Annotated in this window: 10 protein-coding genes; 3 read left to right on the top strand and 7 right to left on the bottom strand. The window is 71.3% G+C overall.

Annotated elements, in window-relative coordinates; genetic code table 11:
- The first annotated feature begins 71 nt into the window (after positions 1-71).
- Positions 72-908 (top strand): class I SAM-dependent methyltransferase, encoded by an 837-nt coding sequence (locus FHR37_RS08115; protein ID WP_092884741.1) that lies wholly within the window; start codon positions 72-74, stop codon positions 906-908.
- A 25-nt stretch (positions 909-933) separates the two neighbouring features.
- On the opposite strand, the gene polA is transcribed toward FHR37_RS08115, so the two are convergent.
- Complete coding sequence (gene polA, locus FHR37_RS08110; RefSeq protein ID WP_237768891.1) at positions 934-3,636, bottom strand: DNA polymerase I; 2,703 nt, start codon at positions 3,634-3,636, stop codon at positions 934-936.
- A gap of 64 nt (positions 3,637-3,700) precedes the next feature.
- Here polA and FHR37_RS08105 point away from each other — a divergent pair, with 64 nt between their 5' ends.
- Positions 3,701-4,132 (top strand): PaaI family thioesterase, encoded by a 432-nt coding sequence (locus FHR37_RS08105; RefSeq protein WP_092885045.1) that lies wholly within the window; start codon positions 3,701-3,703, stop codon positions 4,130-4,132.
- A 13-nt stretch (positions 4,133-4,145) separates the two neighbouring features.
- Here FHR37_RS08105 and ileS read toward each other — a convergent pair whose 3' ends face one another.
- Complete coding sequence (gene ileS, locus FHR37_RS08100) at positions 4,146-7,277, bottom strand: isoleucine--tRNA ligase (RefSeq protein ID WP_092884745.1); 3,132 nt, start codon at positions 7,275-7,277, stop codon at positions 4,146-4,148.
- Between the two features lie 462 nt (positions 7,278-7,739).
- On the opposite strand from ileS, the gene FHR37_RS08095 reads away from it, so the two are divergent.
- Positions 7,740-8,507: a DUF554 domain-containing protein gene (locus FHR37_RS08095; protein WP_237768892.1), complete on the top strand. Its 768-nt coding sequence runs from the start codon at positions 7,740-7,742 to the stop codon at positions 8,505-8,507.
- On the opposite strand, the gene FHR37_RS08090 is transcribed toward FHR37_RS08095, so the two are convergent.
- The 5 genes from FHR37_RS08090 to FHR37_RS08070 all read right to left on the bottom strand — a co-directional run bounded on the left by FHR37_RS08090 (position 8,479) and on the right by FHR37_RS08070 (position 14,255).
- Positions 8,479-10,320: a GNAT family N-acetyltransferase gene (locus FHR37_RS08090; RefSeq protein WP_092884747.1), complete on the bottom strand. Its 1,842-nt coding sequence runs from the start codon at positions 10,318-10,320 to the stop codon at positions 8,479-8,481. The two genes, FHR37_RS08095 and FHR37_RS08090, sit on opposite strands and share 29 nt — an antisense overlap.
- Before the next feature lie 114 nt (positions 10,321-10,434).
- The gene (locus FHR37_RS08085) at positions 10,435-11,148 is read right to left on the bottom strand and encodes an ABC transporter ATP-binding protein (RefSeq protein ID WP_092884749.1); all 714 of its coding nucleotides are present in this window, start codon (positions 11,146-11,148) and stop codon (positions 10,435-10,437) included.
- Positions 11,135-12,091, bottom strand: coding sequence for an ABC transporter ATP-binding protein (locus tag FHR37_RS08080; RefSeq protein ID WP_092884751.1), 957 nt, complete (start codon positions 12,089-12,091; stop codon positions 11,135-11,137). Before FHR37_RS08080 ends, FHR37_RS08085 begins: the two co-directional genes overlap by 14 nt.
- Positions 12,088-13,248 carry a branched-chain amino acid ABC transporter permease gene (locus tag FHR37_RS08075; RefSeq protein WP_092884753.1) on the bottom strand — a complete coding sequence of 387 codons (1,161 nt, stop codon included), beginning with the start codon at positions 13,246-13,248 and terminating at the stop codon, positions 12,088-12,090. Before FHR37_RS08075 ends, FHR37_RS08080 begins: the two co-directional genes overlap by 4 nt.
- Complete coding sequence (locus FHR37_RS08070) at positions 13,245-14,255, bottom strand: branched-chain amino acid ABC transporter permease (protein WP_092884755.1); 1,011 nt, start codon at positions 14,253-14,255, stop codon at positions 13,245-13,247. Before FHR37_RS08070 ends, FHR37_RS08075 begins: the two co-directional genes overlap by 4 nt.
- Positions 14,256-14,268: the final 13 nt, after the last annotated feature.

Genomic DNA, 14,268 nt, shown 5'->3' with positions numbered 1-14,268 from the left:
CTGCTCCGACAGGCCGGCTCGTGGAAGAAGGGGCGCCCGGCGGAGAGGCCGGCTCATGGAAGAAGGGGCTCATGGAAGAAGGGAAGGTGCACGGCGTGGGCGGGAGTCCTGACACGAGTGGACCGTCCGGTCCCGAGGCGGGCCCGAGGGTGCCCGGCGCGGCCAACCGGCGGTGGTGGGACGAGAACGCCGACGACTACCAGTTCGAACACGGGGCGTTCCTGCGCGACGCGGGCTTCGTGTGGGGTCCGGAGGGGCTGGACGAGGCGGACGCGGGACTGCTCGGCGACGTGGCCGGACTGCGGGTCCTCGAGGTGGGGTGCGGGGCCGCCCAGTGTGCCCGCCGGCTGCGCGCCGCGGGCGCCCGCCCGGTCGGGGTCGACGTGTCGTTCCGGCAGGCGCAGCACGCCCGGCGGCTGGACGAACAGACCGGCGTGGCGGTGCCCGTGGTCACCGCGGACGCCGGGGCGCTGCCGTTCGCCGACGGGGCGTTCGACGCGGCGTGTTCGGCGTACGGCGCACTGCCGTTCGTCGCCGATCTCGACGGGGTGCTGCGGGAGGTGGCCAGGGTGCTGCGGGAGCGGGGTCGCTGGGTGTTCAGCGTCAGCCACCCGGTGCGGTGGGCGTTCCCGGACGACCCGGGGCCCGCGGGGCTGGTGGCCGACCGGTCCTACTTCGATCGGACGCCGTACGTCGAGACCGACCAGGCCGGGCGATGGGCGTACGCGGAGTACCACCACACGATCGGCGACTGGGTGCGCGCGCTGACCGCGACGGGATTCGTGGTCAGGGACCTGGTGGAGCCCGAGTGGCCCGCGGGCAACACCAACGTCTGGGGCGGCTGGAGTCCACTTCGCGGCCGGCTGCTGCCCGGGACGGCGATCTTCGTCTGCGAGCGCACGGCGTAAGAAACCAGCGGACGGGCGGGGTCGCTCAGTGGCCGGCCTCGTGCCAGGTGCGCCCCTCCCCGAGGGAAACGTCGAGGGGGACGGTCAGGTCGGCGGCGCCACCCATCTGCGCGCGGAGCAGTTCCTCCACCTGGCCCTGCTCCCCCGGCGCGACCTCCAGCACGAGCTCGTCGTGCACCTGCAGCAGGACGCGGGACGTGAGCCCGGCGGTGCGCAGCGCCTCGTCGACGCCGAGCATCGCGACCTTGATCAGGTCGGCGGCAGAGCCCTGGATCGGTGCGTTCAGCGCCATGCGTTCGGCCATCTCCCGGCGCTGGCGGTTGTCGCTGGTGAGGTCGGGAAGGTAACGGCGGCGGCCGAGGATCGTCTCGGTGTAGCCGGTCTTGCGGGCAGCGTCGACCACGCCGCGCAGGTAGTCGCGCACGCCACCGAAGCGTTCGAAGTATTCGTCCATCAGTCCGCGCGCCTCGGCGGTGTCGATGCGCAACTGCTGGGACAGGCCGTACGCCGACAGGCCGTAGGCGAGGCCGTAGTTCATCGCCTTGATCTTGGCCCGCATCTCGTGGGTGACCTCGGCCGGCGGAACGGAGAAGACCCGCGAGGCGGTGGCCGCGTGGAAGTCCTCACCGGAGTTGAACGCGTCGATCAGGCCCGCGTCGGCGGACAGGTGGGCCATGATCCGCATCTCGATCTGGCTGTAGTCGGCGGTCACCAGCCGCTCGAACCCGGGCCCGACGACGAAGGCCTCCCGGATGCGGCGGCCCTCCTCGGTGCGGATGGGGATGTTCTGCAGGTTGGGGTCGGTGGACGACAGCCGGCCGGTCGCGGCGATGGTCTGGTTGAACGTGGTGTGGATGCGGCCGTCGTGGGCGATCGTCTTGAGCAGCCCCTCGACCGTGGACCGCAGCCGGGACGCGTCGCGGTGGGCCAGCAGGTGGGCGAGGAACGGGTGCTCGGTCTGCACGAACAGCTGCTGCAGCGCCTCGGCGTCGGTGGTGTAGCCGGTCTTGGTGCGCTTGGTCTTCGGCATGCCGAGCTTGTCGAAGAGGACGACCTGGAGCTGCTTGGGCGAGCCGAGGTTGATCTCCTCGTCGATCACGCGGTAGGCGTCGTCGGCGGCCTGCTTGACCTGGCCGGCGAAGTGGGCCTCCAGCTCCGACAGCCGGTCCGCGTCGACGCAGATGCCGACCTGCTCCATCCGGGCGAGCACGCTCACCAGGGGCAGCTCGACCTCGCCGAGCAGCCGGGCGCCGCCTCGCTGGGACAGCTCCTCGTCGAGCTTGGCGGCGAGGTCGATGACCGCCCGCGCGGCCACCATGGCCGTCTCGGCGATGCCACCGGAGTCGTCCACGCCGTCCAGGCTGAGCTGGCCGTCGTCGGCGGTCTCGGTGCGCAGCTCCCGGCGGAGGTAGCGCAGGGTGAGGTCGGACAGGTCGTAGGACCGCTGGTCGGGACGGACGAGGTAGGCGGCCAGTGCGGTGTCGCTGGTGAGGCCGCGCAGCGTCCAGCCCCGGGCCGCGAGCGCGAGGATCGGGCCCTTCGCGTCGTGCAGTGCCTTCTCGTGCGCGGGGTCGGCGAGCCAGTCGGCGAGCACCTGCTCGTCCTCGGGGGTCATCAGGGTCGGGTCGAGCCAGACGGCGGTGCCGTCGGAGGAGGCCAGCGCGACACCGGCGACGTCCCCGGATCCTCTGCCCCAGCTGCCCTGGACGTGCAGCCCGGTGCGCACCGTGCCCGGCGCCCCCTTGGCGTGTGTGTCCAGCCAGCCCGCGAGCTGGCCCGGCTCCAGGGCGGCGCCGGTGACCTCGAAACCCTCCTCCGCCTCCGGCTCGGCCGTCTGCAGGGTCGCGAACAGCCGCTCGCGCAGCACCCGGAACTCCAGCGCGTCGAACACCGAGTGCACGGCGTCGCGGTCCCACGGCCGCAGGGCGAGGTCGCCGGGCTGCACCGGGAGGGACACGTCGCGGACGAGCTCGTTGAGCTGGCGGTTCTGCAGCACCTGCCCGAGGTGCGCCCTCAGCGACTCACCGGCCTTGCCCTTCACCTCGTCGACGTGGGCGACCAGATCGTCGAGCGAGCCGTACTGGTTGAGCCACTTGGCCGCGGTCTTCGGCCCCACCCCGGGAACACCGGGGAGGTTGTCGCTCGTCTCGCCGACCAGCGCGGCGAGGTCGCTGTAACGCTCGGGCGGGATGGCGTAGCGCCGCTCCACCTCCGCCGGGGTGATCCGGGCCACCTCCGACACCCCGCGCGTCGGGTAGATCACCGTCAGGTCGTCGCTGACGAGGGAGAACGCGTCGCGGTCGCCGGACACGACGAGGACCTCGTGGCCCTGCGCGGTCGCCGCCGTGGCGAGCGTCGCGATCACGTCGTCGGCCTCGTAACCCTCCGCCTCGGCGAACGGGATGTTGAGCGCGCCGAGCACTTCCTTGATCAGCGGCAGCTGGCTGCGGAACTCGTCCGGCGTCTTCGCCCGGCCGGCTTTGTATTCCGCGTAGGCCTCGCTGCGGAAGGTCTGCCGCCCGACGTCGAACGCCACCGCGATGTGGGTGGGCTGCTCGTCGCGCAGCATGTTGATCAGCATCGAGGTGAAGCCGTAGACCGCGTTGGTGGTCTGGCCGGTCGCGGTGGAGAAGTTTTCCGCCGGCAGGGCGAACCACGCCCGGTAGGCCAGCGAGTGGCCGTCGAGGAGCAGGAGCCGGGGTCGGTCGGTGCGGGGTGCGTCTGCCACGCAGGCGACTCTAGTGGGCCCCACCGACAGCCCGGGCCAACCGGTCGTCTGGTCAACTGGTCGTATGTCGCAGCTGCCGGACGCACCCATTCACGACCGCCTCGGGATCACGATCACCGAGGCCGGCCCGGACCGGTGCGTGGGGACGATGCCGGTGGAGGGCAACACCCAGCCGTTCGGGCTGTTGCACGGCGGCGCGTCGTGCGTTCTCGCGGAGAGCCTGGGCTCGGTCGCCGCGATGCTGGGCGCCGGACCGGGCCGGATCGCGGTCGGCGTCGACCTGAACGCCACCCACCACCGGGCCGTACGCGGCGGCTCGGTCACCGGGGTGGCCACCCCGCTGCACCGCGGCCGGACCACCGCGACGTACGAGGTGGTGATCAGCGACGAGGACGGGCGGCGCGTGTGCACCGCCCGCCTCACCTGTCACCTCCGCGACGCCGGGCCGTCGGCCGAGGCGTCAGCCGGAACCCCGGCCGGGCCCGCCGCAGGCTGAACTACCGGGCGGGTCAGGCCTCCCGGCGTACGGACACCTGGACGGTCCAGCCCTCGCCGACCTCGACCGCCGGTCCCGCACCGTCGGCCGTGGCGCCGACCGAGAGTTCGCGGGCGAGCGTCTCCCCCGCCACCAGTTCGCGGTGGGTGTCGACCGCCTTGCGAACCTCCTCGTCAGGGGACGCGACCGTCAGCGCGATCCGGTCGGAGACGTCCAGGCCGGCGTCGCGCCGGGCCTGCTGCACCGCCCGGATCACGTCCCGAGCGACGCCCTCCGCGGTCAGCTCCGGCGTCACCTCGGTGTCGAGTTCGACCACGCCGACGTCGCCGGGCAGCGCGGCCGTGGACTCCGGCCGGGCGGGGACGAGCCGCAGCTCGTACTCCCCCTCGGCCAGAGTCACCCCGCCGGCCACCACGCCGTCGTCGGCGACCGACCAGTCGCCGCCCTTGACCGCGCGGATGACCCGCTGCACGTCCTTGCCGAGCCGCGGGCCCAGCGCCCGCGGCACGACCGACAGCACGCGCTCACAGTGCGCGGCGACGTCACCGTCGAGGCGGACCTCCTTGACGTTGACCTCGTCCCGGATCAGGTCCACGAACGGGCGCAGCCGCTCGGCGTCCGGAGCGGCCACGGTCAGGCCGGCCAGCGGCAGCCGGACCCGCAGGCCCTTCGCCTTGCGCAGCGCGAGCGCCGCCGAGCAGACCGCGCGTACGCCGTCCATCGAGGCCACCAGGTCGTCGTCGGCCGGCAGGTCGGCGGCGTCCGGCCAGTCGGCCAGGTGCACCGAACGCTCGCCGGTGAGCCCGCGCCACACCTCCTCGGTCACCAGCGGGAGCAGCGGCGCCGCCACCCGGCACAGCACCTCCAGCACGGTGTACAACGTGTCGAACGCGTCCTGGTCACCGGACCAGAAACGGTCCCGCGAGCGCCGGACGTACCAGTTGGTCAGCACGTCGAGGAACGACCGCACCGCCGCGCACGCCCCGGAGATGTCGTACGAATCCAGCTCCGCGGTCGTCTCCACCACCGTGTCGTGCAGCTTCGCGAGCACGTAGCGGTCGAGCACGTGGGTGGAGTCGGTACGCCGGCGGGCCTGGGCGTTCTCGGCGTTGGCGTACAGCGTGAAGAAGTAGTACGCGTTCCACAGCGGGTTGATCGACTGCCGGACCGCCTCCCGGAACGCCGTGTCGGCCACGATCGCGTCCCCGCCCCGCAGCACCGGCGACGACATCAGCGCCCACCGCATCGCGTCCGCGCCGTAGGAGTCGAGCACGGCACGCACGTCGGGGTAGTTGCGCAGGCTCTTGGACAGCTTGCGTCCGTCGTCGCCCTGCAGGATGCCGTGTGCCACGGCGGACCGGAACGCGGGCCGGTCGAAGAGAGCCGTCGCCAGGACGTGCAGGGTGTAGAACCAGCCGCGGGTCTGCGGGAGGTACTCCACGATGAAGTCGCCCGGGTAGTGGTTCTCGAACCACTCGGTGTTCTCGAACGGATAGTGCACCTGGGCGAACGGCATCGCCCCCGACTCGAACCAGCAGTCCAGCACCTCCGGCACCCGGCGCATGGTCGAGCAGCCGGTCGGGTCGTCGGGGTTGGGCCGGGTCAACTGGTCGATGCCGGGGCGGTGCAGGTCGTTCGGGCGTACGCCGAAGTCGCGCTCCAGCTCGTCCAGCGACCCGTAGACGTCGGTCCGCGGGTAGGCGGGGTCGTCGGACTTCCACACCGGGATCGGCGAACCCCAGAAGCGGTTCCGGCTGATCGACCAGTCGCGGGCGTTGGCCAGCCACTTGCCGAACGACCCGTCGCGCACGTGCGCCGGCGTCCAGTCGATCTGCTGGTTGAGCTCGACCATCCGGTCCTTGACCCGGGTGACCTCCACGAACCAGCTGTCCACCGCCTTGTAGACCAGCGGCGTGTCACAGCGCCAGCAGTGCGGGTAGGGGTGGGTGTAGCTGTCCTGGCGGACCAGGACGCCCCGCTCCCGTAGCTCGCGCAGCAGCGGCCGGTTGGCCTCGAAGACCTGCAGCCCCTCGAACCTCGGCGCGACGGACGTGAACCGGGTGTGGTCGTCGACGGTGACGATCACCGGGATGCCGGCGGCCGTACAGACGTTGAAGTCGTCCTCGCCGTGGGACGGCGCGACCTGGACGACACCGGTGCCGTCCTCGGTGGAGACGAAGTCCCCGGCCAGCACCGTGAACGCCGCGGGCACCTCCGCCATCGCCTCGGTCAGGAACTCGAACAGCGGGGTGTACTTGCGGCCGACGAGCTCGCTGCCCTTCAGCGTGCCCACCCGGGTCGCGCCCTCGAACTCCGCGGCGTAGGCGTCCAGCCGGGCCTCGGCGAGGATCCAGCGGTGCCCCTCGTGCTCGAGGACGGCGTAGTCGATGTCCGGCCCGACGACCAGGGCGACGTTGGGCACCAGCGTCCACGGCATCGTCGTCCAGGCGAGGATCCGCTCACCGGTCTCCAGCTCGAACCACACCGTGCTCGCCGGGTCGGTCCGGTCGCGGTAGACGTCGTCCATCCGGGTCTCGGTGTTGGACAGCGGGGTCTCGCACCGCCAGCAGTACGCCAGCACGCGGAAGCCCTGGTAGACGAGTCCCTTGTCGTACAGCGACCTGAACGCCCACATGACGCTTTCCATGTAGGAGATGTCGAGCGTCTTGTAGTCGTTGCCGAAGTCGACCCACCGGGCCTGGCGGTTGACGTAGCTCTCCCACTCGGAGGTGTAGCGCAGCACCGACGTGCGGCAGACCTCGTTGAACCGCTCGACACCGAGCTCGACGATCTCCCGCTTGGTGGAGATGCCCAGCTCGCGCTCGGCCTCGACCTCGGCCGGCAGACCGTGGCAGTCCCAGCCGAACCTGCGCTCGACCCGGCGGCCGCGCATGGTCTGGTAGCGGGGAACGACGTCCTTGACGAAGCCGGTCAGCAGGTGGCCGTAGTGGGGCAGGCCGTTGGCGAACGGCGGGCCGTCGTAGAAGACGAACTCGTTGTCGCCACGCTCACCCGCCGGGCGCTGGTCGACGCTGGCCTGGAAGGTCTTGTCGGCCTCCCAGTGGTCGAGCACCTCGCGTTCGAGATCGGGGAACGACGGGGAGGCGGGCACCTTCGCGTCGTCGCGGTGTCGGGGGTAGCTCATCTCGCAGGCGTCCTCGGGTCGCGGCTCGAGCTGGGGTGCTCGCGCCGTGCGGGTCGTGCGAGGACGAACCCGCGCCACCGGTCGGCGCGTGCCCGCGGTACCACCTCGCTTGGCCCGGTCGCGACGGGTGAGTCGCGGTCGAGCCCGCTCGTTGGCCGGCTGTCACGGGCCGGACCCGTCCGGGTCTAGTAGGAGCCCCGAGGGGCGCCGTTCTTCCGGAGGCTCGCCGGTGATGGCCGGGTCGACGCCTGTACGCCAAGAGTACCGACGCGCGCCAGCGTCTTTCCCGTATCCCTCGGATCGGCGCTGATCGGCGCTGATCGGCTCGGATCGGCTCGGATCGACGCTGATCGGCCCGGACCGGAGCCCACCGGCACGGATCGTACGGATCACGCGGGCCGGGCGGATCGGGCAGGCGGACGGGAACCCGGGGCCAGAGGCGTGATCGGCGCGGCCGGAGGCGTGATCGGTAGTGTCCGGGTGGTGTTCCGCGGCTTCGGCACCCTGCTCAACGTCATCACGATCCTGGTCGGCACCGGCCTGGGCGTCCTGCTCGGCCACCGCCTCCCCTCCCGCACCCGGGACGTGGTGACCGACGCGATCGGGCTGGTCACCCTGCTGATCGCCGCGTTCGCCGCCTACGCCGTCCGCGACCCGGCACTGGTCGGCCTGGTCGGGCCGAACGCACCGATGCTGATCGTCCTCGCCTCGCTCGTCGTCGGCGGGGTGATCGGGTCGCTGCTGCGGCTCGAACTCCGCCTGGAGGGGCTGGGGCACCGGCTGCAGGCCCGGCTGGCCGGCCGGGCGGCCTCGCCGGAGCGCCGCCTGTTCGTGGAGGGGTTCGTGGCCGCGTCGCTGCTGTTCTGCGTGGGCCCGCTCACCGTCCTGGGCTCGATCTCCGACGGTCTGGGCCGCGGCTCGGAGCAGCTGGCGCTGAAGGCGACGCTGGACGGGATCACCTCGGTGGCGTTCGCGGCGTCCTTCGGCTGGGGAGTCGCCGCGGCCGCCCTCACCGTCCTCGTGGTCCAGGGCGGACTCACGGTCGTCGGCGCGCTGGTGGGGACATTCCTGTCCACCGGTCAGGTCTCGGCGCTGACCGCCACCGGCGGGCTGTTGCTGGTCGGGGTCGCGCTGCGGCTGCTGCGAGTCAGGCAGCTGCCGGTGGGTGACCTGCTGCCCGCCCTGGCCCTGGCGCCGTTGTTCACGGCCCTGGTGTCATCGTGGGGATGACGTCCACCGGTTCGCGTTCGCGTCCGCCGGTGGAGCTGACGACGGTGCTCGACAGCGGCAGCGGCTCGGCTCCCACGGGCAGGCGTACCAGCCGGCCGGAGTGCCCTTCGACCGGGAGCACCAGTCGCCGGCGGGCGTCTAGCAGGTCCACCTGAGTGGCGCCCGGTCCGGCCACCGCCGCCAGCACGAGCAGACCTGCCCGCGGGTTGACGCACCCCAGGGCGACCGCCCGCCGCCGCTGCAGCCGCGGCACGTCCATGGCGGCCACGCACTCCAGCCGGCGGCCCCGCCAGGCGACGACCGCGATCTTGTGGCCCTGCCGGCCGCGCAGCTCGAGCACCACCATCCGGCCGGTCCGGTCACGCGCCTCGGCCAGCAGCGAGATGTCCAGGCCCCTGGCCACCGTCATCGCCGCCGACTCGGCCAGGACCGCGCGCCCGTCGTCGAAGGCCGCGAGGTCGAGTTTCCGGGCGGGGCCCCACGTCGGTTCCTCCAACTGCACCGGCGGCTGCCCGACGACGAGGTGGGTGGGCGAGGCGGCCACCGTGTCCAGCCGGCCGGCACCCTCGGTCCGCGGACGGGAGAACACCACGATGCTGCCGTACGGCGAACGCCTGTCGTCGTGCAGCCAGGAGACACTCAGCCCGTCCCGGTCGGGGCGGAGCTTCGACCACTCCGAGTCCCGGCCCAGCGGCCTGTCTCCCAGCCGGCGCCACATCTGCAGACGGGAGTTCGACACGGTTCCGGTGGCTCCGGCGGCCTCGGCTCCGGCGGTCCCGGCCTCTTCGCCCGGCGCACCCGAGGTGAAGTCGGTGGGCGCCAGGACCAGTCGCAGCACCGCCGCGTCGCTGCCGGCGCCGGAGAGGTCGCCGGAATAGTTGATCACCAGCGCCTTCGGTGGCGGCCTGCCCAGCTTCTCCTGACGATCGAGGCGCAGCACCGGCGGCCGGCCGCGGTCGGAGACCTGGGCGACGTACGCGTGACCGTCCTTGCCGACTCCCTGCAGCAGCGCCACCCGGCCCGCGCCGATCCGGCCGGCCCACACCGCGTACACCTTGCTCAGGGCGCCCGGCATCGTCTGCCCCGTCGACTCCCGCCACACCCGGGTGGCCTGGGCGATGAATTCCCGGTCGCCGGAGAGGTCTCCGCGTGGTACCCACCGCACCAGCCGGGCGTCGGTGGGCGGCTCCGGCGGGTTGAGGGCGCGCAGCACGGGGTCCGCTCCGAGCGGGAAGCCGACGAGGGCGAGCAGCGCGATGGCGACCGCCAGGCCGAGCCGGCGCCGCCCGGGCCGTCGCCAGGTGTCGCGTTCGGCGACGTAGCGGACGCTGTGACCCAGGCTCGGGTCGGCCGACAGCGCCGGGCCGGCGAACTTCATCCCCGCCTTCTCCATCACCCGCGCCGAGGCGCCGTTGGCGGTGTAGCACTGGGCGGACATGCTGCGTACGCCCAACTTGGCGAAGCCGTAGGAGAGCACGGCGACGAGGGCCTCGGTCATGTAGTCGTGGCCCCACGCCGACTTGTCCAGCGCGTACCCGACGGTCAGCTCACCGGCGCTCGGGTCGAAGGACCGGGCGATGCCGATCCAGCCGATCACCACACCTGTCGACCGCAGCACGATCGCCGCGTCGTGGGACGTGCGCGGCACCTGCGCGTTGTACCGCAGCACCGCGTCGAACCACGCGTCCGGACTCGTGCCGGCCTGCTTGTCGAGATACCGCGTGACGTCGGCGTCCTCGCGCCACAGCCGGACAGCACCCCGGTCGGCCTCGACGAAGTCCCGGATGAGCAGCCGCCTGCTCCGACACTCCATGGCCACCAGTGTTCCGGTTCGGGGGAACGCGCATGCACCGATTGCGAAGTGCGCGCCGCGTCTTTCGGACCGGTTCGTGACCCCTGCGACCGATCCGTCCGCCGGGACACGTCCTCAGGCGATGCCGAGGTAGGCCTCCTTCACCGCCGGGTCCGCGAGCAGTTCGTTCGCGGCGCTGGAACGGGTGACCGAACCGGTCTCGAGTACGTAGCCCCGGTGTGCCCGGCTCAACGCCTGCTGGGCGTTCTGTTCGACGAGGAGCACCGTGGTGCCCTGCTGGTTGATCTCGGTGATGATGGCGAAGATCTGCTGGATGAACTGCGGCGCCAGCCCCATCGAGGGCTCGTCCAGCAGCAGCAGTCGCGGCCGCGCCATCAGCGCCCGGCCGATCGCCACCATCTGCTGTTCACCACCGGACAGCGTGCCGCCCTGCTGGGAGATGCGCTCCTTCAGCCGCGGGAACAACTCGAACACGCGCTCGAAGTCGGCGTCGATCCCCTTGCGGTCCTTGCGGGCGTAGCACCCCATGTCGAGGTTCTCCCGCACCGTCATGCCGGGGAACACTCCTCGGCCCTCCGGCGACTGGCAGATCCCGCGCCGTACCCGCAGGTCGGCCCGCAGCCGGGTGATGTCCTCGCCGTTGAAGCTGATGCTGCCCCTGGACAGCGGGATCAGCCCGGACACCGCGCGCATCGTGGTCGTCTTGCCGGCGCCGTTGGCACCGATCAGGGTGACGATCTCGCCTTCCTCCACGGTGAGGGAGACGTCGCGCAGCGCCTCGATCCGGCCGTAGTGGACGGACATGCCGGCGATCTCAAGCAGCGCCATCGTCGGGGACCCCCAGGTAGGCGGCCACCACGGCCGGGTTGTCGCGGACCTCGGCCGGTGTGCCGTCCGCGATCTTCTTGCCGAACTCGAGTACGACGATCCGGTCGGTCACCCCCATCACCACGCGCATGTCGTGCTCGATGAGCAGGACGGTGTAGCCGTCGTCGCGGATCCGGCGGATCAACGACATCAGGTCGTCCTTCTCGGCGGGGTTGAAGCCGGCGGCGGGCTCGTCCAGGCAGAGGATCTTCGGCTCGGTCGCGAGCGCGCGGGCGATCTCCAGCCGGCGCTGGTAGCCGTACGGGAGGTTCTTGGCCCGGTCGGCCGCACGGTCGGCGATGCCGACGAACTCCAGCAGCGCCATCGCGCGTTCGACGCCCTCGCGTTCCTCCCGCCAGTGCCGCGGCAGCCGGCACAGCGCGCCGACCACGCTGGTGCGGTGCCGGGCGTCGGCGCCGACCACGACGTTCTCCAGCGCCGTCATCTCGTCGAACAACCGGATGTTCTGGAACGTACGGGCGATGCCGTAGCGCGTGATCCGGTGCCGCTTGAGCCGGCCCAGCGGCCGGTCCTCCAGCCGGACCTGGCCGGAGGTCGGGCGGTAGACGCCGGTCATGACGTTGAAGCAGGTCGTCTTGCCGGCGCCGTTCGGGCCGATCAGGCCGAGGATCTCCCCACGCCGCAACTCGAACGACACGGAGTCCAGCGCGGTGAGGCCACCGAACCGCAGGGTGACGTCGCGGAGTTCGAGCAGGGTCTCGCCGACCCCGACCGCGATCTCCCGGTCGGGTGCGACCGCCTCCGCCACGTCGGCGAAGTGGGCGGCGCGTTCCTCCTCGCTCATCTGCAGGACTTCGGCGGACAGTCCTTCCGCGGGTGGTGCCGCCGGGTCGGGCGGGACGGCCGGTGTGTCCACCTCGGGTTCGGGCCGGGTGTCGCTCATCGGTCGCCTCCCTTGCCCTGTTCGGTGAGGGCACTGTCGGCCGACACCGGCTCCGGAGCACCCACCAGCCGCTTGTAGGCGTCCCGCCCGCGCGCAAGGAGCCGTTGACGGGCGCCAAGGAGGCCTTGCGGGCGGAAGATCATCAACACGATCAGCGCCAGACCGAACGCCAGGAAGCGGTACTGCGGCGCGAGTTGGAACCGGTCGGGCAGGTAGGAGATCACCAGCGCACCCAGGAGTACGCCCACCTTGTTGCCGGAACCGCCGAGCACCACCGCGGCCACGAACAGGATGGAGGTCACCACGTCGAAGCGCTGGTTGTTGACGAAGCCGACCTGGCCCGCGTACAGCACGCCGGACAGCCCACCGATCGCGGCGCCCATCACGAACGCCCAGATCTTGAAGCGGAACGTCGGGATGCCCATCAGCTCCGCGACGTCCTCGTCCTCCCGGATCGCCACCCAGGCGCGGCCCACCCGGCTGCGTTCGAGGTTTCCGATCAGCAACAGGATCACGATGATGAACGTGACGGTGAGCCAGTACCACGGTTTGCCGTCGGTCTGGGTGAACAACGGCGACCCGTCGGCATGCGTGCCGGGCGGGCGGCCGACGTCCTGGAAGCCGCGGTTGCCCCGCAGCGGGTCGAGGTTGTCCGCGAGCAGCCGGACCATCTCACCGAACCCGAGCGTGACGATCGCGAGATAGTCCCCGCGTAACCGCAGCGTCGGCGTACCGATCAGCACACCCGAGATCATCGTGACCGCCATCGCCACCGGGACGACCACCAGCCACGAGTAGTGCGGGTTGTGCAGGAAGGAGTCCCGGCTGGTCATGATCGCCGCGACGTACGCACCGATGGCGAAGAAGCCGACGTAGCCGAGGTCGAGCAGCCCCGCCTGGCCCAGTACGACGTTGAGGCCGAGGGCGATCAGGCCGAGCCGGGCGGCGTTGAACAGCGCGAGCTCGTAGTCGGTCCACGGCTCGGTGCTCAGCGGGAAGACGTTCAGCATCGGGAGGAGATAGACCAGCACCACCACCGGGATGGTGATCATCCACTGCTCTGCCCGGCTGCGGGAGTTCCACCAGTCGCGCACCCGCTGCCCGAACGGCTGCCGTGCGGTGCCCGGATCCCGTTGTGTACCGACGCCGGCGCTCATACGCGGGCCTTCCCGAGGGACTCACCGAGAATTCCGGTGGGCCGCACCATCAGGATGACGATGAGGAGTACGAACGCGACGACGTCGCGCCACTCCCCGCCGAACAGCGACTGGCCGTAGTTTTCCACCACGCCGAGCAGCAGCCCTCCGAGCAGCGCGCCGCGCAGGTTGCCGATGCCGCCGAGCACCGCCGCGGTGAACGCCTTGATGCCGAGCAGGAAGCCGCCGTTGTACAGCACGCCCTGCGGGATCTGCATGACGTAGAACAACGCCGCCGCGCCGGCCAGGGCGCCGCCGAGCACGAACGTCAACATGATGACGCGTTCCTTGTTGACGCCCATCAGCGCCGCGGTGTCGGGGTCCTGGGCGACGGCACGGATGCCGCGGCCGAGCCGGGTACGCCCGACGAAGGCGTCCGCCACCACCAGGAGCAGCAGCGAGGCGACGAAGACGATGATCTGGATGTTGGTGATCCGGGTGGTGCCGAACTCGAACACCGCCTGCGGGCGGAGCAGCCGGATCGCGGGCTCGGGGTTGCCGCCCCGCCAGATCAGCAGCGCCTGCTGGATGGCGAACGACGCACCGATCGCGGTGATCAGGAAGACCAGCCGCGGCGCGTTGCGTTTACGAAGCGGGCGGTAGGCGACGCGTTCCAGAATCAGGGCGATGACACCCGAGGCGACCATCGCCACGATCCCTGCCAACAGCAGGTTGACAATGAGCGGGACGATCCCGGAATCGCTGGTGGGGCCGGGCTGGTAGCCGAGCCCGACGAAGGTGAAGTAGGCGCCGAACGCGCCCACCACGAACACTTCGGAGTGCGCGAAGTTGATCAGGCGGAGTACGCCGTAGACGAGGGTGTAGCCGATCGCCACCAGCGCGTAGATGCTGCCGTACGCCAGGCCGTCGATGGTGTTGGACCAGAACTCGTCCCGGAGGAGCCCGACGTTGAAGTCGATCCAGTGGCTCTCGGTCTGGGCGAGGGTGAGCGCGAGGTGATACGTCAAAAGGGGCGACCTG

The organism is Actinopolymorpha cephalotaxi, assembly GCF_013408535.1.
Classification (GTDB): Bacteria; Actinomycetota; Actinomycetes; order Propionibacteriales; family Actinopolymorphaceae; genus Actinopolymorpha; species Actinopolymorpha cephalotaxi.
The sequence above is the reverse complement of the archived record's forward strand: the minus strand, read 5'-3'. Positions and strand labels throughout refer to the sequence as shown.

What these genes read in the sequence shown, in the direction of transcription:
- FHR37_RS08105 (WP_092885045.1), top strand. Translation starts at nt 3,701, where the DNA reads ATGTCGCAGCTGCCGGACGCACCCATTCACGACCGCCTCGGGATCACG.
- FHR37_RS08090 (WP_092884747.1), bottom strand. Translation starts at nt 10,320, where the DNA reads ATGGAGTGTCGGAGCAGGCGGCTGCTCATCCGGGACTTCGTCGAGGCC.
- FHR37_RS08115 (WP_092884741.1), top strand. Translation starts at nt 72, where the DNA reads ATGGAAGAAGGGAAGGTGCACGGCGTGGGCGGGAGTCCTGACACGAGT.
- FHR37_RS08085 (WP_092884749.1), bottom strand. Translation starts at nt 11,148, where the DNA reads ATGGCGCTGCTTGAGATCGCCGGCATGTCCGTCCACTACGGCCGGATC.
- ileS (WP_092884745.1), bottom strand. Translation starts at nt 7,277, where the DNA reads ATGAGCTACCCCCGACACCGCGACGACGCGAAGGTGCCCGCCTCCCCG.
- FHR37_RS08080 (WP_092884751.1), bottom strand. Translation starts at nt 12,091, where the DNA reads ATGAGCGACACCCGGCCCGAACCCGAGGTGGACACACCGGCCGTCCCG.
- FHR37_RS08075 (WP_092884753.1), bottom strand. Translation starts at nt 13,248, where the DNA reads ATGAGCGCCGGCGTCGGTACACAACGGGATCCGGGCACCGCACGGCAG.